This window comes from Actinophytocola sp. (assembly GCF_035634895.1).
Taxonomy (GTDB): domain Bacteria; phylum Actinomycetota; class Actinomycetes; order Mycobacteriales; family Pseudonocardiaceae; genus Actinophytocola.
On record NZ_DASQCC010000035.1, the window covers coordinates 51,600 to 72,506 of the forward strand.

Below are 20,907 nucleotides of genomic sequence, written 5' to 3' on the forward strand. Positions count from 1 at the left end.
CCGGAAGACCATGCGAGTGTTAGTCGATCTGAACCGCTGCCAGAGCTACGGCCAGTGCGTGTTCGCCGCGCCGGAGGTGTTCCGGTTCCGCGGCGCGGAATCCCTGGAGTACGACCACGTGCCGGACGAGAAGCTCGACCGGCAGGTGCGGCGGGCCACGCTGGCCTGCCCGGTGCAGGCGATCACGCTCGGCGAGCAGACGTCATGAGGTCCGGACGGATCATCGTCGCCGGCGCGTCGCTCGCCGGGCTGGCCGCGGCGGAGTCGTTGCGGGCCAACGGCTTCACCGGGGAACTCGTGCTGGTCGGCGCCGAGCCGCACGAGCCCTACGACCGGCCGCCGCTGTCCAAGACCGTGCTGTCCGGCTGGCTCGGCACCGACCGGCTGCTGCTGCCGACGACGCGGAACCTGAACGCCCGCCGGCTACTCGGCGTCGCCGCGACCGGGCTCGACCTCGCCGCCCGCGAGGTGCGCCTGGCCGACGGCCGCGTCCTCGGCTTCGACGGACTGGTCGTCGCGACCGGCGCGCGGGCACGGCCGTGGCCGGTCGCCCAGGAGGCCGCGCTGCGCGGTGTCCACCTGTTGCGCGACCGTGACGACGCCGACCGGCTGCGCGCCGATCTCGCCGAGGGGCCGCGACGCGTACTCGTCGTCGGCGGCGGGTTCACCGGTTCCGAGGTGGCGTCGAGCTGCCACGACCTCGGGCTCCCGGTCACCGTCGCCCACCGAGGGGCGGCACCGATGGCGAGCGCGCTCGGTGACCTCGTAGGCGGGGTGATCGCCGCGCGGCAGCGAGCACACGGGATCGATCTGCGGGTCCACACGACCGTCACCGCGCTCGAAGGCGAGAGCAGACTGCGGCGGGCACGACTGTCCGATGGTGACGAGCTCGACGTGGACGTCGCCGTCGTGGCCCTGGGTTCGCTCCCCAACACCGGATGGCTGGCCGGCAGCGGTCTCGCCGCCGACGCGGGCGGGGCCGACTGTGACCCGGCGGGCCGCGCCCTGGACCGCACCGGCGCGATCGTGCCGGACGTGTACATCGCGGGGGACGTGGCCCGCTGGCGGCATCCGCACTTCGACGCGGCACCACAGACGTTCGAGCACTGGGGAAACGCCGTGGCGCAGGCGGAAGTGGCCGGGTACAACCTCGTCCACGCACCCGCGAACCCGCGACGGACGACGGCGTTGCCCGCGTTCTGGTCCGACCAGTTCGGGCTGAACATCAAGTCCATCGGCCTCCCGCACCTCGCCGACGAGGTGGCCCTCACCCAGGGCTCGTTCGACCGCGGCCCGTTCGTGGCCGCCCACGGGCGCAACGGGATCACCGTCGGCGCGGTCGCGGTCAACTCGCCGCGCGTCCTCGACGGCTACGCCGCCCTGGTCACCGAGCGCGCCCCGTTCCCACCCACCATCAACGCCACAGACTCCCCGGACCTAGTCGTCCACAAAGGACCGTCATGACCTACCCCGCCGCCGTCCCGTACCGCCGACTGCTCGACCACGCGAACAGGCACAACCCCTACCCGTACTTCGCCGAACTGGCCGGGAAACCGATCCAGCGACTCGACGAGCACACCTGGATCGTCACCGGCCACGCCGAGATTTCGGTGCTGCTACGCGATCCCCGCCTGTCCGCACAGGACGAGGTCGATCCGCGGGCCTCGACCGGGTCGGACGGGAAGCCGGTCCGCGGCCCGTTCCTCATGCAGGACCCGCCGCACCACGACACCCTGCGCGAGCAGACGATGCACCAGTTCGTGCCGCGCATCCTCGGCATGCGCCCACACATCGAGACGACGGTCGCGCGCCTGCTCGACCGGTATGTCGGGCCCGGCGAAATGGACGTCGTCGAGGCGCTCGCCTACCCCCTGCCGGTCGCCGTCATCTGCGAGCTCCTCGGCGTCCCGGCGGAGGAAGAACCGGTGTTCCACTCGTTCGCGGCCCGGCTGACCCGCGCACTCGACCCGGTCGAAACGCTCACCGAACAGGAAGTCGCCGACCTGGTGGAGACCAGAGCGGAGTGGCGCAAGTACCTGCTGCCGATGATCAGTCGCCGCCAGACCGGCCCAGGCACGGACCTGATCTCCGGACTGCTCACCGAGGGCGGGATGAACACCGTCGAACTAACCATCACCCTCGGCCTGCTACTCATCGCCGGACACGAGACCACGGTCAACCTCATCGCGAACGGCACCCTCGCACTGCTGCGCAACCCCGAGGTCCTCGACCGACTGCGCGCCGACCCGGATCTGGTCCCCTCCGTCGTCGAGGAAGTGCTACGCCACGACCCGCCGGTGCAACAGACCAACCGCCGGACCACAGCGGATGTACGGGTCGCGGACCGGATCGTACCGGCCGGCGACAAGGTGGTCCTGCTACTCCCGGCAGGCAACCGCGACCCGCGGAGGTTCGCGGATCCGGACCAGTTCTGGCCGGAACGCCCGAACAACACCCACCTAGCCTTCGGCGGCGGCGTGCACTACTGCCTCGGGGCCGCACTGGCGCGTATGGAAGGCCAGGCCGCCCTCGGCGCACTCGCCGCGAGGCTGGCCAACCCGCGCCTGATCGCCGACCCACCGCCATACCGACCGAACATGCTCCTACGCGGCCCGGCAGAACTCCGAATAGCCTTCGACGACGTGACGAAACCCGACACGTGGCGACTGCCACAAGTAGCTGGATGACCGGACCCACACAGACTTCGACCTGACGGCCGCATCAACCCAAAAGTTCGGCCCTTGTCGCAGAATCGCAGGCCACCACACAACCCGACCACGGCCGGGTCGGCAACCGACCGCACCGTGAAGTTGTGGGGGGTTCGCCCCCCACAACGAACAAAGACACCGGGAAAGCTGCGCATGCACCGAACATGCCGAGTGTGGACCTTACGGGCGCTTACTCGAACAAAGGTGACCACAGACGGGGGTCCGGGGGCGAAGCCCGCCGGGCGGGGTCTGGGGGTTGCACCCCCAGAAAACACGGCGAAACAGAAAAGGCCCGCGCTCTCCGCGAGCACGAGCCTGCCATCTGTGGAGCTGCGGGGAATCGAACCCCGGACCTTCTCGATGCGAACGAGACGCGCTACCAACTGCGCTACAGCCCCTGGTCTACGTGCGGGCGAAGCCTATCAGACCCCTACTCACCGACCGCACGCCGGTAGGGCAGGTTGCCCGGGTCCTCGAGGTTCTCGAAGGCCGGGTCCTCGTCGTCGACGTCCACGACCACGGCGCTGCCCCGGTAGACGGGCGGCACGGGCGGGGCGTCGACGACACGCTCACGGCGCGCGGGCTCGTCGTGCTGGTAGATCTCCTCGACGTACTCCTCGACCGTCCGGGGCTCGTGGGCCGGCTCCTCGACGTACTGGGCGGCGCGCGCGTAGGCCTCGGCCTGGGCGGCCGCCTGCGCGGCCTGTGCCCGCCGGACCCGCTGCATCCTGAACAGCCGCCGCTCGCGGATCTCGTCCTCGATCCGGACCTGGCGGCGCAGGTAACCGAGGTACGACACGAGCACGAGGTCGATGAAGCCGTGTGCCCACCACAGCTGAGCGAACACCACGCCGGCGCAGACCCCGGTGATGATCGCGCCGACGATCATGGCGAGGACGACCCGCTGCCGGAACGCGTACTTGGCGCGGGCGATGACGGCGGCGGCCTCGGGGTCGAACCCGCCCCGGCCAGGGCGGTACCGGCGTGGGTAACCGTCGTCGTAGTAGCTCATGTCGTCGTGGTCCGCGTCGTCATCCGCCACAGCCTCCGAGGCGTCCGTGACCTCCGCCACCAAATCCTGTGCTGAATCCTCCCGGATCTCATCGTCCTGCGCCACGGCGGCCTCCTCCGTGTCGAGTTCGGCCTCACTGGTTCCACTCCGCACCACGCGCGCCGCCAGCTCGGAGTCGCCGGTCTTCGCCACTTCCTGGCGCTTGCGCACGATCATGGGCACGAGGACGACGAGCCATGCCACCACGAGCGCGACCACAACGAGTGAGCTCGGCATGACACCTCCCCTGCGCACCACGAACACACCAAGACGACTCGGTCGCCACGTTAGTCACAACAGTCACAGGTGTGTCGGAGGCGCGCCGAACACAGAAGTGAACGAGAACGGGCGCGATCACACGTGCGAGGCGCGTCCCTCGGCCACGAGCCGGCCCACGAGTCCACTCGGAATGTCCTCTGTGGTCAGTGCGAAACAAAGATGGTCGCGCCACATCCCCGCCACGTCGAGGTACCGGCGAAACAGGCCTTCCTCACGGAAACCGAGCTTCGTCAGCACCCGGATGCTCGGCGTGTTCTCCGGCCGCACGGTCGCCTCGAGCCGGTGCAGACCGGCGTAGAAGAAGCAGTGGTCGACGACCAGTGCCGCCGCGGCCGTCGCGACGCCGCCACCGACCGCATGCGTGCCGACCCAGTACCCGATCCACGCCGAGCACAGCGAGCCACGAACCACGTTGCCGACGGTCACCTGACCGGCAAGCTGCCCGTCGACGGTGATCACGAACGGTAACGACATTCCACGCCGCGCGAGTGCCCGCAGTGTCGACCACTGCCCGGGCCACGCGAGTGCGGCGTTGTTGGTCTCCCAGTCTCCCGGCGTGGTGGGCTCCCAGGTCTCCAGGTGCCGCCGGTCGCGGCGGCGGACCCGGCTCCACGCGCTCGCGTCGGACAGCCTGGGCTTGCGTACCTCGAGCAGCCCGGCGGCGACCTGCAGTGGTCCCAGCCGGGCCGGCCACCCCGGATGACGCCCCATCGGGCCCTGGCTGTGGCTCAACTCAGCCACGCTGGGCCAGGAAGCTGACCTGGACCTCTTCCCCGAGGACGACTTCGGTGGTCTCGTCGTCCACCAGGATCAGGCAGTTCGCCTCGGCGAGCGAGGCGAGCAGGTGCGAGCCGGACTGGCCGAGCGGCTGGGCCAGGTACTCGCCGTTGCTCTCGTCGCGCAGCAGCTGCGCGCGCAGGAAACCTCTACGTCCCTTGACCGACACGACGGGCGACAGTAGCCGGGCGGTGATCTGGCGCCGGTGGGGGTTCCGCTTTCCTTGCGCGGCACGGATCAGCGGCCGCACCATCACCTCGAACACGACCAGCGCGCTCATCGGGTTGCTCGGCAGGAAGAAGGTCGGCACGGCGTCGGGCCCCAGCCGGCCGAAACCCTGCACGGACCCTGGATGCATGGCGACCCGGGTCATGTCGATGTCGCCGAGCTCGGACAGCGCGGCCCGGATCTCCTTCGCTGCCTCGCCGCCGACGCCGCCCGCGATGACCACGATCTCGCTCAGCAGCAGCCGGCCCTCGATGGTCTCCCGCAGCCGCCGTGAGTCACTCGCCACGATCCCGACGCGGGTGACCTCGGCGCCCGCGTCACGGGCGGCCGCCGCGAGCGAGTACGAGTTGACGTCGTAGACCTGGCCCTGCCCGGGAGTCCGGTCGTTGTCCACCAGTTCGTCGCCGAGCGAGATGATCGAGACCCGCGGCCGCGGGTACACGAGCACCTTGGACCGGCCGACGGCGGCGAGCAGGCCGACCTGCGCCGAGCCGATGGCCGAGCCGCGGCGCACCGCGACGTCACCGGTCTGGACGTCCTCACCGGTGCGCCGCACGAACGCGGCCGACGGCACCGGCTGGTTGACGGTCACCCGTGCGTGGTGGCCGTCGGTGTAGCCGAGCGGCACCACCGCGTCCGCGAGCGTCGGCAGCGGCGCGCCGGTGTCCACCCGCACCGCCTGCCCGGGCTGGAGCCGTCTCGGCTGCCTGGAACCGGCCGGGATCTCCCCGACCACCGGCAGGAGGACGGGCTCGGTGCCGGCCGCCTGGACGTCCACGCTGCGTACCGCGTAGCCGTCGACGGCGGCCTGGTCGAAGCCGGGCAGCGCGCGTTCCGCGACGACCTCCTCGGCGCACAGCAGCCCCTGCGCCTCGGAGATGGCCACCCGGACCGGCGCAGGCCGAACTGCAGCGGCAAGCGCCCGGCCGAGCTGCTCGTCGACTGACCTCATCGCGGTGACCTCACCGTACTGTGCTCAACGGGTCGCTATTCCCCGATTCTCCCGCGCAACCACGTACGCAGTTCTGGCCCATATTCGGGGTCTTCGAGCGCAAAGTCCACGGCGGCGCGCAGGAAGCCCCCAGGATTGCCCAGGTCGTGACGTCCGCCGCGGTGAACCACCACGTGTACGGGGTGTCCCTCGGAGATCAGCAGCGCGATCGCGTCGGTCACCTGGATCTCGCCCCCACGCCCCGGCTCGGTGCGCCTGATCGCGTCGAAGATCGCCCGGTCGAGCAGGTAACGGCCGGCCGCGGCGTAGGTCGACGGCGCCTCTTCGGGTGACGGCTTCTCCACCATGCCGTTCACCTTCTTGACGTCCGCGTCGTCGGTGTCCTCGACGTCGAACACCCCGTACGGCGAGATCTCGTCCAGGGGGATGTCGAAGGCGCACAGGACGGTGCCGCCGTAGCGGGCGCGGGTGTCGATCATGCGGCGGAGCACGCCGCGCGGGAGGACGAGGTCGTCGGGCAGCAGGACGGCCACCGCCTGCTCGTCGTCGTCCAGGTTGGGTTCGGCGCAGCCGATGGCGTGCCCGAGGCCGAGCGCCTTCTCCTGGATGGCGGTCTCGACCTTCGCGAGCAGGTTCGGGGCGCGGCGGATCTTCTCGACGAGCTTGTCCTTGCCGCGGCTCCTCAACTCCGCCTCGAGTTCGGGTTGAGCGCGGAAGTACTGTGCGACGGCGTCCTTGCCCGGTGAGGTGACGATGACGAGCCGGTCGAGACCGGCCTCGGCGGCCTCGGTCGCGACGTGCTCGATGCCTGGTGTGTCGACCACCGGGAGCAGCTCTTTCGGCACCGACTTGGTCGCCGGGAGGAATCTCGTACCCAGTCCGGCGGCCGGCACGATGGCGGTTCGGATGCCGGCTCGCCGGGCAGAGTCGTGGCCGGAAGTGACTGCGGTGGATTGCGCCATGGACAGCGACTCTAACCTCATGACGTGGCCAGGCCGGGGAGTGATCCGAACCAGCAAGCCGCACACACCAAGTGGCGGTGGCGCAAGGAGCTGCTCGCCGAACGCCGTCGGGTGCCCGCGGCGGTGCGGTTCGCCGAGGCGATGTCCCTGTCGACCCATCTGACCAGCGGCAGAATCGTGCGGCCCGGGCAGACCGTGTGCGCGTACGTGCCGATCGGGTCGGAGCCGGGGTCGGCGCAGATGCTCGAGGACCTGAACGACTTCGGCGCGCGCGTGCTGCTGCCGGTCGTCACCGGCGACGGGCCGCTCGACTGGGGGTGGTATGCGGGCAAGGAGGCACTGCGGCCCGGCCCGCACGGGTTGCGGGAGCCGATCGGGGAGCTGTTGGGGTCCTTCGCGTTGCGGATCGCCGACCTCGTGCTCGTGCCGGCGCTCGCGGTGGACAAGAACGGCGTTCGACTCGGACGTGGCGCTGGTCACTATGATCGGTCGCTGGCGGACACGTCGACCGGAACGCATCTGGTGGCCGTCGTCCGTGACCAGGAGATTTTCGAGCAGCTGCCGTCCGAGCCGCACGACATCCGGATGACGGCGGTCCTCACACCGAACCGGGGGCTACTGCGGTTCGTGTGAGACGCGATCCGCCATTTGCGCTCCGGACCCGCTCTGGCGCATTATTGCGGTTAGCACTCCATCGTCACGAGTGCCAGCGATTGGGGAGAGGGAGCCACCGGTGCCCACTTATCAGTACGCGTGTACGGCGTGCGACCACCGCTTCGACGTGGTGCAGTCCTTCAGCGACGCGTCGCTGACCGAGTGCCCTGAGTGCGGCGGCAAGCTGCGCAAGCTGTACGGCTCGGTGGGCGTCGTGTTCAAGGGCAGCGGCTTCTACCGCACGGACAGCCGTTCGGAGAGCAAGTCCGCGGCGGCGGCGTCCACGCCGGCCACCTCGCCGTCGTCCTCGGACAAGTCTTCGTCCTCGGACAAGTCGACGTCGACGTCAACGGAGAAGTCGTCGTCCTCGACGAAGTCCTCGTCGACGGCTTCTTCGTCTTCGTCGTCCTCTTCGTCTTCGGAGAAGAAGGCCTCCTGACGGGTTGTCCACAACCCGCTGAGTTATCCACAACCGCCCGGTAACAAGGGCGGTCGCATCGTCCTCCCGCCGTACCGTCGTCGCCATGCTCTCCCGACTGAACTCACGGTTGGCCCGCTGGCCTCGCTGGCTGGCGGTACGCCGGCTGGTGGCACTGGTACTGGTGCTGCTGGCGGCCGTGCTCGCCCTGCGCCCCGCACGCCGCGAGGCCGACTCGACGGTCCCGATGCTGGTCGCCGCCCACGACCTGCCACCGGGCACGACCCTGCGCGCCGGCGACGTCGAGGTGTCCCGGCTACCGCCGTCCTTACGCCCACCCGCGGCCCTGACCACCCCCACGCAGGTCACCGGCCGGGTACTTGCCAGCGCGACGACGGCCGGCGAGCCGCTGACGCGTGCCCGCCTGGTAGGCCCGGAGAACGCCCGCCTGTCCACGGGTGACCCGACCGCGTCGGCCGTCCCGTTCCGGCTGGCAGACCCGGCGGTGGCGGGCCTGCTGAGGCCGGGCACGCGGGTGGACGTGGTGACGGTGGCACAGAGCAGCGCGGACCCGCTTGTGCTGGCGACGAACGCGACCGTGCTGACGGTCCGCAGCGCGGACGAGGACTCGAGCCTGGTGGTGATCGCCCTGCCCCGCGAGGACGCGACGCTCGTCGCGGCAGCGGCACTGGACCAACGAGTGGCGGTGACTCTTCGCTAAGTGTGCTCTCCCTGGGCCATCGCACCCAAGCCAGTGCACGGTCCGCCCAGGTAGCTCATTACGCTGCCTCCGCATACCGACGCGAAAGGAGCTGCTGGTGTTAAAGGGCTTCAAGGACTTCCTGATGCGCGGCAACGTCGTGGACTTAGCCGTGGCCGTGATCATCGGCACCGCGTTCACCGCGATCGTGACCGCCATAGCCGACAGCTTCATCAAGCCACTGATAGCGGCCATCGGCGGCGCCAAGGTGACCGGCCTGTCCTGGCAGATCGTGAGCGGCAACGCCGACGCCAGGGTCGACTTCGCTGCCGTCATCTCCGCCGCCATCAACTTCCTGATCGTCGCCGCGGTGGTGTACTTCCTGATCGTCCTCCCCATGAAGAAGATCCAGGAACGCCGCAAGCGCGGCGAGGAAGCCGGCCCAACCGAACCCACGGACGTCGAACTGCTGACCGAGATCCGGGACCTCCTCCGCCAGCAGGCCGGGGCTCCGCACCAGCAGGCGGCGCACCCGCAGGCTCCGCAGCAGCAGGCTGGGCAGCAAGTGGCGCCTCAGCAGCAGGCACCACAGCAGCAGGGCTACCAGCAGACCCAACAGCTACGCCAGCCACCGCGCCCGCAACAGCCCCCGCCACCCCAGCAGCCCCCGAACCGCCCCTACTGAGCCCACACGATGCCGGGATGCCCGCCGCAGGCGGCCCCAGCGACCCAGCGGCGCCTTGAGACTCGTCTGGAGCCCTCCAAGGGGGCTCTGCTGCGGCCACACCCGTGCTCGTCTGGCCCCAGACTCTCAACCCCCGCGCCGATCCGCTCACGTCCACGCAGACACCCGATCTGCAGTTCGCCACCCACAGCGGCCAACCTCAGCACGATCCGGCCCCGCCGGCCTACCCCTCAACCAAGCCCAGCACGATCGCACTCACGAGGCCTGTCGTAGAACCACCCCGGCCCGGCGCGGCACAAGCCGGGCCGGGCGCCCCTCGACGCCACCGCGGCGACCGCGACGCCAGGCGCAGCCACCGCGACGTCGGCGCGGCTAGTCGCGGTCGTGGTGGGGTGGGCGTTCCTGCTCGTACCAGTCGTCGCGGCTGTCCGGGGGTTCGGGATCGCGCTCGTCGGAGGTCGTCGACGGCAGGACGTCGCCGAAGATCTCTTCCAGGGTGCGATCCCGGCTCGGCTGCCGGTCCGCGTCCGGGTCCGTCATCAGTCCAGTGCGGACAGCTGGTCGATCACGTGTGGGACCAGGGCCGACAGCGTCGCCATCCCGTCGCGTACGGCCGAGCGGGAGCCGGCCAGGTTGACCACCAGCGTGCTGCCCGAGATCCCGACCAGCCCGCGCGAGATGCCGGCGTCCACCGCGCCCGCGGCCAGGCCGGACGACCTGATGGCCTCCGCGATCCCGGGGATCGGCCGGTCGAGCACGCCCTGCGTCGCGTCCGGGGTCACGTCGCGTGGGGACACACCGGTGCCGCCCACCGTCACCACCACGTCGGCACCGCCGATCACCGCGGTGTTCAGCGCGTTGCGGATGTCCACGATCTCCCCGGCCACCGCGACCGTCCCGTCGACGATGAACCCGTTCTCCTCCAACAGCTCGGTGACCAGCGGGCCAACGTTGTCCTCGTGCTCCCCGTGTGCCACGCGGTCGTCCACGATCACGATGAGTGCCCTGCCCAGCCGCTGCGCGCTCCGTTCCATGCGCTCACCGTAGCTGTGTCTACCGATCAGCCGGCGGCACCCCGGCCAGCCCGGCGAGCAGGTGCCGCAACCCGAACTCGAACTGCTCGTCGAGGTCGAGGTCGAAGTCCGCGCCGGCCATCACCGTCTGGAACGTCGGGAACGCGCCGGAGGAGAGGATCGCGGCGAACGTCGTGTCCCGCGTGTCGATGAACTCCTCGTAGGTCAGCCCGGTCTCCTGCTCGGCGACCACCTCGGGCTCCAGGCTGACGGCCAGCCCACGCACATAACTGAACACCGTCAGGTGGACCTGGAAGATCCACTGTGGGGCGAACCCGGCGCCGGCCATGGCGCTCAGCACCCACTCGCTGTAGGCCAGCACGTTCGGCGTGACCTGCGGCCGGGTGAGCGACATGACCACGGGCACCCACGTGTGCCGCCGGAAGATCGCCCACAGCCGGCGCGCCCCGGCCCGGAGTGCGTCGAGCCAGTCGTCCGGTGGGGGCTCGGTGAGCCGGTGGTCCGCGAACGCGGTGTCGACCATGCGCTCGATCAGCTCGTCCTTGCTGGGTACGTGCCGGTACAGCGACATGGTCGCGACCCCCAGTTCGGTCGCCACCCGCCGCATCGACAGCGCGCCGGAGCCCTCCGCGTCGGCGATCGCGATGGCCGCGCGCACCACGTCCTCCCGGGTTACCTCCGTCGGTGGGTTCCGCGTGCGCGGCGTCACCGTGACCGGCGGTGGCGCGCTCGCCACCACGGTGCCGATCCCGGGCCGTGCGACGACCAGTCCCTCCTGTTGGAGGATCGTGAGCACTCGGGTGGCGGTCGCCATGGCCACGCCCCACCTCCTGGTGATCTGGCGCGTGGACGGCACCCGGTCGCCGGGCTTGAGCTCACCGGACGCGATGACCCGCCGAATGCTGGCCAGGATCTCCGCCGACTCGGCCATGACATCTCCTTCCGTACTAGTGCACCTGTCCCTACATCACGAGCAGGAGGCACGTGCACTAGGGCAGATACAGTGTACATACACCGGCAAGACGGAGCAGAGAACCATGAACGTGCTGATCTCGGGGGCGAGCGTCGCGGGGCCGGCCCTGGCGTACTGGCTGCATCGCCACGGCATCCAGGCCACGATCGTCGAGCGCGCGGAGCAGGTGCGCCCCGGCGGCCTGGCCGTCGACTTCCGGGGCACGGCGATGCGCGTGCTCGACGAGATGGGCATCCTCGGCGAGCTACGCGCCCACGCCACTCACTCGGGTGACGCGAAGGTCGTCGACGCGGACGGCAACCAGATCGCGATCATGCCCGGCGCGATCTTCGCCGGCGAGCTGGAGGTCCTGAAGACCGACCTGACCCGCATCCTGTACGACCTGACGAAGAACGACACCGAGTACGTCTTCGGCGACTCGATCGACACGCTCACGCAGGAGGCGGACGGCGTGCGGGTCGAGTTCGACCGGGGCGCACCGCGACAGTTCGACGTCGTGATCGGCGCCGACGGCCTGCATTCACGGGTCCGGGCGCTGGCGTTCGGCCCCAAGGAGCGGTTCACCAACCACATGGGGTACGCGTTCGCGTCCTTCAGCACCGCGAACTACCTGGACCTGGACCACGCGGGCGCGTCGCACGTGTCCGGCGACCGCTCGCTGAACGTGTTCGCCAGCAAGGAGAACAGGGCGGCCCGCGTCCTGTTCATGTTCCCGGCGAAGGACGTGCCGAGAACGCGCGAAGCACAGGAGAAGGCAATCCGTACGGCATACCAGCACGTCGGCTGGGAGGCCGGCAACCTGCTGGCAAGAATGCCCGAGGCGACGGACTTCTACTTCGACGAGCTGAGCCAGATCACGATGCCAGCCTGGTCAACCGGCCGGGTGGCACTGGTGGGCGACGCCGGTTACTGCGCGTCCCCCATGTCCGGCCGCGGCACCTCGCAGGCCCTACTGGGCGCATACGTTCTGGCCGGCGAACTGTCCACACAGGACACACTGGAGAAGGCGTTCGCGGAGTACGAGGAAGCGTTGCGCGACTACGTGGCCAGCACCCACGAGATGGGACGCATGGCAAGGGACTCGTTCAACCTCCCACCGTCGCAGGAACTGTTCGACGCCATCGCGGCCGCCGGCACGGGCGACGACACCATGGACAACCTGAACCTGAAGAACTACGCGACAAAGGTCCACTGACCACCCGAAAGCCGGCGGCGCCCCGAACCGCCGCCGGCCACCGGGGACAACCGGAAACGACCGGAAACCACCGGAGACCGCCAGCAGCAGTCAGACCGCCGCGAGTGGGATGCGGACCTCGAAGCGGCAGCCCGGGCCATGGTTGTGCGCGTTGATCCGTCCCTTGTGCGCCTCCACCAAGCCCTTCGCGATCGCGAGGCCCAAGCCTCCGCCCGCCTGCTCCTCACCAGCCGGTGACGGGGTCCGGGCCGCGCTCCCCCGGAACGCCACCTCGAACACCCGACCCAGCTCGGCATCGGGAATCCCGCCGCACGCGTCGTCGACCGCCAGGATCGCGTCGTGGCCGTCGATCGCGAGCTGTACGGCCACCGTGCCGTTCGGGGGTGTGTGGCGGATGGCGTTCGACACCAGGTTCCCGACCACCCTGGCCAGCTCCGGATCGGAGCCCAGCACGATCGGCGCCGTCGGCGCCTCGGCCCGGACGAGCACCCGCTTCCGTTGTGCCACCGGCACCTGCGCCGCCAGCACGTCGCTCACCACCTCGCGCAGTGCCACCTGCGACATCGTCAGCTGCAGCGCCCCGGCCGTGATCCGCGACAGCTCGAACAGGTCGTCGACCATCCCGGACAGTCGCCGGGTCTCGCCGCCGATGCGGGTCGCGTAGCCGGCCACCTCGCCCGGCGACGACACGACACCGTCTGCCAACGCCTCGGCCATCGCGCGGATGCCGGCCAGGGGTGTGCGCAGGTCGTGGCTGATCCACGCCACCAGCTCGCGCCGTGACGCCTCCGCCGCGCGTTCGCGCTCGCGTGCCTCCCGCTCCCACACGCTCCGCCGCGCGATCGCGTGTCCCAGCAACAGCGCCACCGGCAGCGTCACCACCATGACCAGCAGGCACACCAGCGACATCGTCGTCAGCGTCGCGTTGAACATGAAGCCGCTGACGCCCAGCACGCCGGTCAGCATGGCCACGATCGGGACCAGGACGAGGACGGTCATCGTCGTCGACAGGGAGCCGCGGCGGACCCAGTACAGCAGCGCGGTACCGACCGCGACCACCGGCAGCACCAGCGCGAGCGCCACCGGCAGGATGTGCAGGGCGTGCTCGATCATGTCCCCGAAGGACTCGCTCGGGTCGATGATCCCGGGCTCACCGGCGGTCATAGCGGTACCCCACTCCCCACACCGTGGCGATGCGGGTCGGTTTCGCCGGCGCGGTCTCGATCTTCTCACGCAACCGTCGCACGTGGACGGTCACCGTCGACTGGTCGCCGAAGTCCCAACCCCACACCTTCTCCAGCAGCTGCTCCCGCGTGAACGCCTCGCCGGAGTGCGTCAGGAAGAACGCCAGCAGGTCGAACTCCCGGGTGGTCAGCGCGAGATCGAGACCCGCGCGGGTGGCGCGGCGTGCGGTCACGTCCAGCCGCAGGTCACCGTCGACCACCTCGCCCGCGGGCGGCGCGGGCGCGGTTCGCCGGAGCACCGACGACACCCGCAGCGCGAGCTCCCGAGGGCTGAACGGCTTGGTCACGTAGTCGTCCGCGCCGAGCTGCAGGCCCGCGATCCGGTTCTCCTCCTCGCCCATCGCGGTCAGCATCACCACCGGCACGGAGCTGGTCGTCCGCAGCCGCCGGCACACCTCCAGCCCGTCGATGCCCGGCAGCATCAGGTCGAGCACGACGAGGTCCGGCCGGTTCGCCTCGACCCAGCTCAGCGCGTCCTCCCCGTTGTCGGCCAGTGCGACCTGGTGCCCGGCCAGCTCCAGGTACCTGCGCACGACGTCGCGCACGGTCAGGTCGTCGTCCACGACCAGCACCGTCGTCGCCATTCGCCACCTCCCGTGGTGACCGGGAAGGCCGGTCACCACGAGCCTAACGAGGCGGGCCGACACACCGTGATTGGCCCAATCGACTATGTCGTTATTGGCTCTTGGGAGAGACCAATCCGCTTCCTAGGGTGGGCCCCATGACGAACGTGGACATGTGGTTCGACCCGAAGTGCCCGTGGGCGTGGATCGCCTCGCGATGGTTGCTCGAGGTGGAACGGGTGCGGGAGGTGCGGGTCCGGTTCCACGTGCTGAGCCTCGCCGTGCTCAACGAGGACCGCGAGGTGGCGGCCTGGTACCGCGAATGGCTGGACACCGCATGGGGCCCGGCCCGCGTGGCGACCGCCGTCGAGCAGGAGTTCGGCGACCCCCGTGGCATCTACACGGCCCTCGGCAACCGCATCCACCTGGAGAAGCAGCCGCTCGGGCGGCCCGTGTACCTGGCCGCGCTGGCGGAGGCCGGCCTGCCGGCCGAGCTCGCGGACGCCGCCGAGTCCACCGTGTACGACGAGATCATGCTCACCGGCAACCGGGAGGCGCTCGCCCCGGTCGGCGAGGACCTCGGCACGCCGGCCATCCACGTGACCATGCCGGACGGTTCGATCAACGCGTTCTTCGGCCCGGTCGTGTCCCCCACCCCGCGCGGCGAGGCCGCCGGGCGGCTGTGGGACGGCGTTCTGCTCGTGTCGGGCACGCCGGGGTTCTTCGAGCTGAAGCGCGCCCGCACGCGACCGGAGGTCAGCTGACGATCTCGATCAGCGCGGCGTGCCCGAGCGTCCGGTCGAGCGCGGCGGCGAACTCGTCGGGGGTGTGTACACGCTCGCCGAGGGCACCGAAGGCGCGGGCGTACGCGGCGAAGTCCGGGTTGACCAGGTCGGTGCCGTACTCCCGCCCCGGGAACCGCCGCGTCTGGTGGTCGCGGATCGTGCCGTAGGACGAGTTGTTGACGACGACGACCAGCGGGGTGAGCCCGTAGCGGACGGCGGTGGACAGCTCCTGCCCGGTCATGAGGAAGCACCCGTCCCCCGCGAACGCGACGGCCTGGCGGTCCGGGTGCACGAACTGCGCGGCAATGGCCGCGGGCAGGCCGAAACCCATGGACCCGGACTGGGTGCCGAGCTGCGAGGGGTAGCTCGTGAACCGGTGGTGCTTCTGCGGCCAGGCGGTGTACGCGCCGGCGCCGGTGCTGATGATCGGGTCGGGCACCCGCTCGTCCAGCACCCGCATGAAGTCGGCGGCCGCCGAGGGCGCGGGTCCACGCGAGTAGTTGTCCCTCAACCGTTCGAGCCATGCGGACGGCGGTCCCTGGGCGACCGGCAGCGCGGCGGCGAACCGCGCCGGGCCCGCCACAATCGCCAGGTCGGCCCGGTGAACCCGTTGCGGCACCTCGGGATCGGGGTGTACGTGGAGGATCCTCTGCCGGGGCGTGGGGACCGCCAGAAGCTGGAAGTCGTCCACCGTCAGGGCATCCGGCCGGGTGCCGACGAACGCGAGCACGTCGGCGTCGTCGACCGCCTTCGCCAGTCCGGGCGTGGTGTTGAGCCCGAGCGTGCCGACGAACACGGGCGACCGGTGGTCGACGAGATCCTGGTGGCGCACCGCGGTGGCGAGCGGAATCCCCGCCGCCTCGGCGAAGTCCCGGACGGCACGGGTCGCGTCCACGGTCCACCCCGTGCCGCCGACGACGAGCAGCGGCCGCTCGGCGTCCCGTAGCGTCCGCACGAACTCCCGCACATCCTCGGCCGCCGGCGCCGGCACGACCGCGGGCACCGGCGGCACGACCGCGGCGCCGGTCGGGGTGGACAGCACGTCCTCGGGTAGTTCCAGCACAACGGGTCCCGGCTCGCCGGACACGGCCGTCACCATGGCCCGCGCGACGAGCTCCGGCACCCGGTCGGCCACGTCGACCCGGATCACGGCCTTGGCGAGCGGCGCGAACATCGCCCGGATGTCGACCTCCTGGAAGGCCACCCGGTCCCGGTTGGTGGTCGGCACCTGCCCGACGAGCAGGACCATCGGACACGCGTCCTGCCGGGCGACGTGCACCCCACCGCTGGCGTTGGTCGCGCCGGGCCCGCGGGTGACGAGACAGACTCCCGGCCGCCCGGTGAGCTTTCCGTAGGCGGCGGCCATCATCGCGGCCCCGGTCTCCTGCCGCGCGGTGACCAGCCGCACGCGGTCCCGGTGGGCGTAGAGCCCGTCGAGTACCGGAAGGTAGCTCTCCCCCGGCACGCAGAACGCGAGGTCGACCCCGTACGCCAGCAGTTGTTCGACGAGGGCGTGACCGGCTAGGCGCATTGACGGAAGTCTGGCAGACGACGCGACGCCGCACGCGGGCGAGCGAGGGGTTGACCGTCCGCGTACGGCGTCGCAGAGCCCCGCTTGGAGCTCTCCCGGCTCGGGGGCATCGAGCCGGAGTTGGTCTCGGCCGCTGTCCTGCGGCCGAGCGTTCGTGGTGGGAACTCGAGCAGTTCCCGACCAATCATTGTGGTTCGACGGTCTGACCGGCAAGCGTGGCGTCAACTGTGCGCGAACCGTTGCTCAACTCGAGCCGCACCTTGTCGCCCGGCTTGTGCGACCGCACCGCGGCCACGAGCGCGTCGGACGTGTCGATCCGACGGTCGTCGAGCTTGGTCACCACGTCGCCGGACTTCAGGCCCGCCTGCTCGCCCGCCCCGCCACCGGTGACGTCCACGATCAGCGCACCGCCGTCCTGGTTGTCCCGGACGCTCACGCCGAGGATGGTCTGGGTCGCCTTGCCGGTCTTGACGATCTCGTCGGCCGTGCGCCGCGCCTGGTCGATCGGGATGGCGAAGCCGATGCCGACCGAGCCGCCCTGGCTGCTGGCGGAGGACTGCGGCGAGTAGATGGCCGAGTTGATGCCGATGACCTGGCCCTGCATGTTGACCAGCGGACCGCCGGAGTTGCCGGGGTTGATGGCCGCGTCGGTCTGGATCGCGTCCATCACCGTTGCCTGCGAGCCGTCCTCGCCGCCGGCGCGGGTGGGGCGGTGCAGTGAGCTGACGATGCCGGAGGTCACGGTGCCGGACAGTTCGAAGGGCGAGCCGATCGCCACCACGCCCTCGCCGACCTTGAGCGCGTCGGAACTGCCGAGTTCCACGGTCGGCAGGCCCGTCTTGCCCTCGGCCTTGACCACGGCGACGTCCGATGTCGGGTCCCGGCCGACGATCGACGCGGGCACCTGCGAGCCGTCCGCGAAGACGGCGGTGATCTTCCCGTTGTCCGCGGCGACCTCGACGACGTGGTTGTTGGTCACGATCAGCCCGTCGGAGCTGATGATGAAGCCGGAGCCCTCTCCCGCGGCCTGCCGGCCCTCGACCTGCAGCTGCACCACGGTCGGTGAGACCTTCTGCGCCACCGCCTCGACCGAACCGGCCGGCGCGGAGGACGAGGTCTGGTCGGCGGTCGGCTGGTCCAGCGCGTTGGTCACCGGCGCGTTGGACGAGTCGGCGACGAGGTAGCCGCCGAGCGCACCGGCACCGCCCCCGACGAGCAACGCCAGCACCGCGACGCCCGCGACCAGCGCGCCACTGCCCTTTCGCTGCGACTCGGGCTGCGGCTGCGGCTGCGGTTGAGGCTGGGGCGGCCGGCGGAGGTAGTAGCCGTCCGGCGGCGTGCCACCGCCGCCGCCCTGCCCCGCGGCCGACCCGAAGACCACCGTCTCCGGCGCCGGCCGAGCCCACTCGTTGCCCGGCTGCGCGTGCCCGGTCCACTCGTTCCTCGGTTGTGCCGGCCCGGTGCTCCACTCGCCCTGCGGCATACCGAATCCCTCCGACTGTCCTGGCACTCGCGCGACGCCGGGCGAGCCCGGCAACTCACCCGGCGTTCCCGCGACCCAACCTACCGGCGCATCCCCCGATACCCCCGGCCGGCCGGGCGCCTCCCCCGCCACCTGCTGCCCCGGTGCCGCCCCGAACCGCTGAGCAGGCACCGCCTCCCCCGCGGCCAGCCACGCGGCCGCCGCACCCGTCGGCGCGTCCCCGGCACCCGCCGTCCCCGGCGCGGCGGTCTCCGGACTCGCCGCGCCGGCAGAAGACTCTCCCTCCGTCGTACGAGCCTCTGCCGGCGCGACCCCATCGCTCCCCGACCGTCCGTCCCCCACGGACTCCTCATTTCCCGAGCCGGCCCCAGACACCTCCCCGGAGGTCTCCAGGCTCGCCATGCCGGCGAACCAGTCACTCCTCCTGGCGCGCTCCCCCGAAGAAGCGCTCCCCGACTCCGTCTGTGGTCGTCCCTCCGGCTCCGGCTGTTCCGCCGGAGTCGTCGGCCGGTTGTCCTCGGTCATGTGACCACCTTCCGCCTCGGTCCTGAGAACGGCCTGAGACCAACCTTTGCGGAGCTAGAGAATCGGCTCCGAACTTCCGGGCAGTCTCATCGCGATGAGTGCCCCGCCGTCGGCCGACCTACCCGCGAACACAGCTCCACCGTGCCGTTCGGCCGCGCTTTTGACAATCGCGAGCCCCAAACCGGAGCCGGGCAGCGTCCGTGCCTCGTCCGACCGGTAGAAGCGGTCGAAGACGTGCGGCAGGTCCGTGTCCTCGATCCCCGGCCCGGCATCGGCGACCTGGAGGAACGCGTAGCCCGGCGCCGCCGGCCGCAGGTCCACCCGCACGGTCCCGCCCGGCGGGCTGAACTTCACCGCGTTGTCCAGCAGGTTCAGCACGGCCCGCTCCAGCGTGTGCGGCTCGCCGAACAGGAACCAGGGCTGCAGGTCCACCTCAAAGGTCACCTCGCCGGCGCGCCGCCGTGCCCTGGCCAGTGCCTGCTCGACCACCTCGTACATGTCCACCGGCTCGTGGGTCAGCGCCGGCGCGTCCTCCCGCGCCAGCTCCACGAGGTCGCCGATCAGCTGCGTCAGCTCGTCCAGCTGGGCACGCAGGTCGTCGTGGATCTCCGACTTGTCGGCGTCCGACAGCTGGGGTGTGTCCGGCTTCTCCGCCGCCAGCAGCAGCTCCAGGTTGGTGCGCAACGAGGTCAGTGGCGTGCGCAGCTCGTGGCCGGCGTCCGCGACCAGCTGCCGCTGCCGCATCTGGGCGTCCGCGACCGCCCCCAGCATGAGGTTGAAGCTGTGGGACAGCCGGGCAAGCTCGTCGTCGCCGTCCACCTGGATCGGTCGCAGGTCACCTGTACGGGCAACGCGTTCGGTCGCCCTGGTCAGCCGCTGCACCGGCCGCAGGCCCGTCCTGGCCACCGCGGTGCCGGCGATGGCCGCGACGACCACGCCCGCGCCGCCGATCAGGAACAGCACCAGCGCCAGGTCGCCGAGCTGCTTCTTCGTCGGCGCCAGTGACTGCGAGATCACCAGCACGTCACCCTGGTAGCCAACGGCGACGACCCGGGAGTCGGTCTTCCCGTCGGTGCGGATGCTCGGGTGCTCGGGGTCGCGCGCCACGGCCAGCTCCTTCGAGCTGATGGGCGGCATGTTCCGCGGGTCGCTGATGATCACCGTGCCCTCGGCGTCGACCAGCGCCACCTCCACCCCGGACAGCCCGAAGAGCCCGACGGGGAAGTCACCGGACGGCGTCTGCGCGATCCACTTCGACTGGACGGTGTCCTGGGCCTTCTGCCACAGCGTGTCGTCGACCTGCTGGTACAGGTTCTCGTACACCGTGAAGTACGCGCCGAGCGACACGAGCGCCACCGCACCGGCCACGCAGCTGGCCGCGAGCAGGGTCACCCGCGACCGCAGCGACACCCGCTTCTTGCCGGAGGGCGGCGCGCCGACCAACATCACGGCGGCGTCTCCCTCAGCACGTAACCGATGCCGCGCACCGTGTGGATCAGCCGCGGCTCGCCTTCGGACTCGGTCTTGCGCCGCAGGTACCCGATGTAGACCTCGAGCGCGTTGCCGGAGGTCGGGAAGTCGTAGCCCCAGACCTCCTCGAGGATGCGGCCGCGGGTCAGCACCTGCTTCGGGTGCGCGAGCAGCAGTTCGAGCAGTGCGAACTCGGTCCTGGTCAGGCTCATCGACCGGTCACCGCGCTTGACCTCGCGCGTGCCCGGGTCCAGCTCCAACCCCGCGAAGCTCAGAGTCTGCGGCGGCGGGCCCGCGACGTCGAACGTACGGCGGCGCAGCAGCGCACGCAGCCGCGCGAGCAGCTCCTCCAGCGCGAACGGCTTCGGCAGGTAGTCGTCGGCGCCCGCGTCGAGGCCCGCGACCCGGTCGGACACGGTGTCCCGCGCGGTCAGCACGAGGATGGGCAGGTCGTCGCCGATGCCGCGGAGCCTGCGGCACACCTCCAGACCGTCGACCCGCGGCATCATCACGTCGAGCACCATGGCGTCCGGCCGGGCGGTGGACACCGATTCCAGTGCCTGCTGCCCGTCACTGGCCAGGTCGACCTGATAGCCGTTGAACTGCAGCGACCGCCGCAGGGACTCGCGAACGGCCCGGTCGTCGTCGACAACGAGGATGCGCATGCGGTCAGTGTTACGCAGGGTGCTG

General features: G+C 70.7%; 21 protein-coding genes, 1 tRNA gene and 1 pseudogene. 9 read left to right on the forward strand and 14 right to left on the reverse strand.

Features of this window, described 5'->3' with window-relative positions; all coding sequences use genetic code 11:
* The first annotated feature begins 10 nt into the window (after positions 1-10).
* Genes VET29_RS05740 through VET29_RS05750 form a run of 3 tightly spaced genes read left to right on the forward strand, consistent with a single transcriptional unit; the run spans position 11 to position 2,687 of the window.
* Positions 11-208, forward strand: coding sequence for a ferredoxin (locus VET29_RS05740; RefSeq protein ID WP_324915578.1), 198 nt, complete (start codon positions 11-13; stop codon positions 206-208).
* A complete protein-coding gene (locus VET29_RS05745) occupies positions 205-1,464 on the forward strand; it encodes an NAD(P)/FAD-dependent oxidoreductase (protein ID WP_324915580.1) in 1,260 nt (419 codons plus the stop codon). Before VET29_RS05740 ends, VET29_RS05745 begins: the two co-directional genes overlap by 4 nt.
* A complete protein-coding gene (locus VET29_RS05750) occupies positions 1,461-2,687 on the forward strand; it encodes a cytochrome P450 (RefSeq protein WP_324915582.1) in 1,227 nt (408 codons plus the stop codon). The genes VET29_RS05745 and VET29_RS05750 overlap by 4 nt, the downstream gene beginning before the upstream one ends.
* A gap of 346 nt (positions 2,688-3,033) precedes the next feature.
* On the opposite strand, the gene VET29_RS05755 is transcribed toward VET29_RS05750, so the two are convergent.
* From VET29_RS05755 to VET29_RS05775, 5 genes are all read right to left on the reverse strand, one after another.
* Positions 3,034-3,106: transfer RNA gene (locus VET29_RS05755), tRNA-Ala, on the reverse strand.
* A gap of 32 nt (positions 3,107-3,138) precedes the next feature.
* Positions 3,139-3,996, reverse strand: a complete 858-nt coding sequence (glpR, locus tag VET29_RS05760) for a gephyrin-like molybdotransferase receptor GlpR (protein ID WP_324915584.1) — start codon at positions 3,994-3,996, stop codon at positions 3,139-3,141.
* A 117-nt stretch (positions 3,997-4,113) separates the two neighbouring features.
* Positions 4,114-4,749, reverse strand: coding sequence for a GNAT family protein (locus VET29_RS05765; RefSeq protein WP_324915741.1), 636 nt, complete (start codon positions 4,747-4,749; stop codon positions 4,114-4,116).
* 22 nt (positions 4,750-4,771) lie between these two features.
* Positions 4,772-5,995 (reverse strand): gephyrin-like molybdotransferase Glp, encoded by a 1,224-nt coding sequence (glp, locus tag VET29_RS05770; protein WP_324915586.1) that lies wholly within the window; start codon positions 5,993-5,995, stop codon positions 4,772-4,774.
* Positions 5,996-6,030: 35 nt separating this feature from the next.
* Positions 6,031-6,957, reverse strand: a complete 927-nt coding sequence (locus VET29_RS05775; protein WP_324915588.1) for a UTP--glucose-1-phosphate uridylyltransferase — start codon at positions 6,955-6,957, stop codon at positions 6,031-6,033.
* 24 nt (positions 6,958-6,981) lie between these two features.
* Between VET29_RS05775 and VET29_RS05780 the strand changes: the two genes are divergently transcribed.
* The 4 genes and pseudogenes from VET29_RS05780 to mscL form a co-directional block, all read left to right on the forward strand.
* Entirely contained in the window at positions 6,982-7,590 is a 609-nt protein-coding gene (locus VET29_RS05780) for a 5-formyltetrahydrofolate cyclo-ligase (RefSeq protein ID WP_324915590.1), read from the forward strand.
* Between the two features lie 100 nt (positions 7,591-7,690).
* On the forward strand, positions 7,691-8,050 hold the full coding sequence (locus VET29_RS05785) for an FmdB family zinc ribbon protein (protein ID WP_324915592.1): 360 nt from the start codon (positions 7,691-7,693) through the stop codon (positions 8,048-8,050).
* A gap of 85 nt (positions 8,051-8,135) precedes the next feature.
* Complete coding sequence (gene cpaB, locus VET29_RS05790) at positions 8,136-8,750, forward strand: Flp pilus assembly protein CpaB (protein WP_324915594.1); 615 nt, start codon at positions 8,136-8,138, stop codon at positions 8,748-8,750.
* Between the two features lie 97 nt (positions 8,751-8,847).
* Positions 8,848-9,270, forward strand: a pseudogene (mscL, locus tag VET29_RS05795) (large-conductance mechanosensitive channel protein MscL); the annotation flags it as partial.
* Positions 9,271-9,786: 516 nt separating this feature from the next.
* On the opposite strand, the gene VET29_RS05800 reads toward mscL, so the two are convergent.
* Genes VET29_RS05800 through VET29_RS05810 form a run of 3 tightly spaced genes read right to left on the reverse strand, consistent with a single transcriptional unit; the run spans position 9,787 to position 11,379 of the window.
* Positions 9,787-9,954 carry a hypothetical protein gene (locus tag VET29_RS05800; protein ID WP_324915598.1) on the reverse strand — a complete coding sequence of 56 codons (168 nt, stop codon included), beginning with the start codon at positions 9,952-9,954 and terminating at the stop codon, positions 9,787-9,789.
* Positions 9,954-10,448, reverse strand: a complete 495-nt coding sequence (locus VET29_RS05805; RefSeq protein WP_324915600.1) for a molybdenum cofactor synthesis domain-containing protein — start codon at positions 10,446-10,448, stop codon at positions 9,954-9,956. Before VET29_RS05805 ends, VET29_RS05800 begins: the two co-directional genes overlap by 1 nt.
* Positions 10,449-10,467: 19 nt before the next feature.
* The gene (locus VET29_RS05810) at positions 10,468-11,379 is read right to left on the reverse strand and encodes a TetR/AcrR family transcriptional regulator C-terminal domain-containing protein (protein WP_324915602.1); all 912 of its coding nucleotides are present in this window, start codon (positions 11,377-11,379) and stop codon (positions 10,468-10,470) included.
* A 106-nt stretch (positions 11,380-11,485) separates the two neighbouring features.
* On the opposite strand from VET29_RS05810, the gene VET29_RS05815 reads away from it, so the two are divergent.
* Positions 11,486-12,616, forward strand: a complete 1,131-nt coding sequence (locus VET29_RS05815) for an FAD-dependent monooxygenase (RefSeq protein WP_324915604.1) — start codon at positions 11,486-11,488, stop codon at positions 12,614-12,616.
* 90 nt (positions 12,617-12,706) lie between these two features.
* On the opposite strand, the gene VET29_RS05820 is transcribed toward VET29_RS05815, so the two are convergent.
* Entirely contained in the window at positions 12,707-13,759 is a 1,053-nt protein-coding gene (locus VET29_RS05820) for a HAMP domain-containing sensor histidine kinase (RefSeq protein ID WP_324915744.1), read from the reverse strand.
* 7 nt (positions 13,760-13,766) lie between these two features.
* Entirely contained in the window at positions 13,767-14,444 is a 678-nt protein-coding gene (locus tag VET29_RS05825) for a response regulator transcription factor (protein ID WP_324915606.1), read from the reverse strand.
* Between the two features lie 137 nt (positions 14,445-14,581).
* Between VET29_RS05825 and VET29_RS05830 the strand changes: the two genes are divergently transcribed.
* Positions 14,582-15,187, forward strand: coding sequence for a disulfide bond formation protein DsbA (locus VET29_RS05830; protein WP_324915608.1), 606 nt, complete (start codon positions 14,582-14,584; stop codon positions 15,185-15,187).
* Here the strand turns inward: VET29_RS05830 and VET29_RS05835 are convergent.
* From VET29_RS05835 to VET29_RS05850, 4 genes are all read right to left on the reverse strand, one after another.
* On the reverse strand, positions 15,180-16,739 hold the full coding sequence (locus VET29_RS05835) for a thiamine pyrophosphate-dependent enzyme (RefSeq protein WP_324915610.1): 1,560 nt from the start codon (positions 16,737-16,739) through the stop codon (positions 15,180-15,182). The two genes, VET29_RS05830 and VET29_RS05835, sit on opposite strands and share 8 nt — an antisense overlap.
* A 184-nt stretch (positions 16,740-16,923) precedes the next feature.
* Complete coding sequence (locus tag VET29_RS05840; protein ID WP_324915612.1) at positions 16,924-18,222, reverse strand: S1C family serine protease; 1,299 nt, start codon at positions 18,220-18,222, stop codon at positions 16,924-16,926.
* A gap of 579 nt (positions 18,223-18,801) precedes the next feature.
* Positions 18,802-20,193: a HAMP domain-containing sensor histidine kinase gene (locus VET29_RS05845; RefSeq protein ID WP_324915746.1), complete on the reverse strand. Its 1,392-nt coding sequence runs from the start codon at positions 20,191-20,193 to the stop codon at positions 18,802-18,804.
* Positions 20,193-20,882: a response regulator transcription factor gene (locus tag VET29_RS05850; protein ID WP_324915614.1), complete on the reverse strand. Its 690-nt coding sequence runs from the start codon at positions 20,880-20,882 to the stop codon at positions 20,193-20,195. Before VET29_RS05850 ends, VET29_RS05845 begins: the two co-directional genes overlap by 1 nt.
* Positions 20,883-20,907 lie beyond the last annotated feature (25 nt).

What these genes read in the sequence shown, in the direction of transcription:
- cpaB (WP_324915594.1), top strand. Translation starts at nt 8,136, where the DNA reads ATGCTCTCCCGACTGAACTCACGGTTGGCCCGCTGGCCTCGCTGGCTG.
- VET29_RS05835 (WP_324915610.1), bottom strand. Translation starts at nt 16,739, where the DNA reads ATGCGCCTAGCCGGTCACGCCCTCGTCGAACAACTGCTGGCGTACGGG.
- VET29_RS05740 (WP_324915578.1), top strand. Translation starts at nt 11, where the DNA reads ATGCGAGTGTTAGTCGATCTGAACCGCTGCCAGAGCTACGGCCAGTGC.
- VET29_RS05800 (WP_324915598.1), bottom strand. Translation starts at nt 9,954, where the DNA reads ATGACGGACCCGGACGCGGACCGGCAGCCGAGCCGGGATCGCACCCTG.
- VET29_RS05815 (WP_324915604.1), top strand. Translation starts at nt 11,486, where the DNA reads ATGAACGTGCTGATCTCGGGGGCGAGCGTCGCGGGGCCGGCCCTGGCG.
- VET29_RS05745 (WP_324915580.1), top strand. Translation starts at nt 205, where the DNA reads ATGAGGTCCGGACGGATCATCGTCGCCGGCGCGTCGCTCGCCGGGCTG.
- VET29_RS05850 (WP_324915614.1), bottom strand. Translation starts at nt 20,882, where the DNA reads ATGCGCATCCTCGTTGTCGACGACGACCGGGCCGTTCGCGAGTCCCTG.
- glpR (WP_324915584.1), bottom strand. Translation starts at nt 3,996, where the DNA reads ATGCCGAGCTCACTCGTTGTGGTCGCGCTCGTGGTGGCATGGCTCGTC.
- VET29_RS05825 (WP_324915606.1), bottom strand. Translation starts at nt 14,444, where the DNA reads ATGGCGACGACGGTGCTGGTCGTGGACGACGACCTGACCGTGCGCGAC.
- glp (WP_324915586.1), bottom strand. Translation starts at nt 5,995, where the DNA reads ATGAGGTCAGTCGACGAGCAGCTCGGCCGGGCGCTTGCCGCTGCAGTT.
- VET29_RS05750 (WP_324915582.1), top strand. Translation starts at nt 1,461, where the DNA reads ATGACCTACCCCGCCGCCGTCCCGTACCGCCGACTGCTCGACCACGCG.
- VET29_RS05765 (WP_324915741.1), bottom strand. Translation starts at nt 4,749, where the DNA reads ATGGGGCGTCATCCGGGGTGGCCGGCCCGGCTGGGACCACTGCAGGTC.
- VET29_RS05840 (WP_324915612.1), bottom strand. Translation starts at nt 18,222, where the DNA reads ATGCCGCAGGGCGAGTGGAGCACCGGGCCGGCACAACCGAGGAACGAG.
- VET29_RS05810 (WP_324915602.1), bottom strand. Translation starts at nt 11,379, where the DNA reads ATGGCCGAGTCGGCGGAGATCCTGGCCAGCATTCGGCGGGTCATCGCG.
- VET29_RS05805 (WP_324915600.1), bottom strand. Translation starts at nt 10,448, where the DNA reads ATGGAACGGAGCGCGCAGCGGCTGGGCAGGGCACTCATCGTGATCGTG.
- VET29_RS05775 (WP_324915588.1), bottom strand. Translation starts at nt 6,957, where the DNA reads ATGGCGCAATCCACCGCAGTCACTTCCGGCCACGACTCTGCCCGGCGA.
- VET29_RS05845 (WP_324915746.1), bottom strand. Translation starts at nt 20,193, where the DNA reads ATGTTGGTCGGCGCGCCGCCCTCCGGCAAGAAGCGGGTGTCGCTGCGG.
- VET29_RS05830 (WP_324915608.1), top strand. Translation starts at nt 14,582, where the DNA reads ATGACGAACGTGGACATGTGGTTCGACCCGAAGTGCCCGTGGGCGTGG.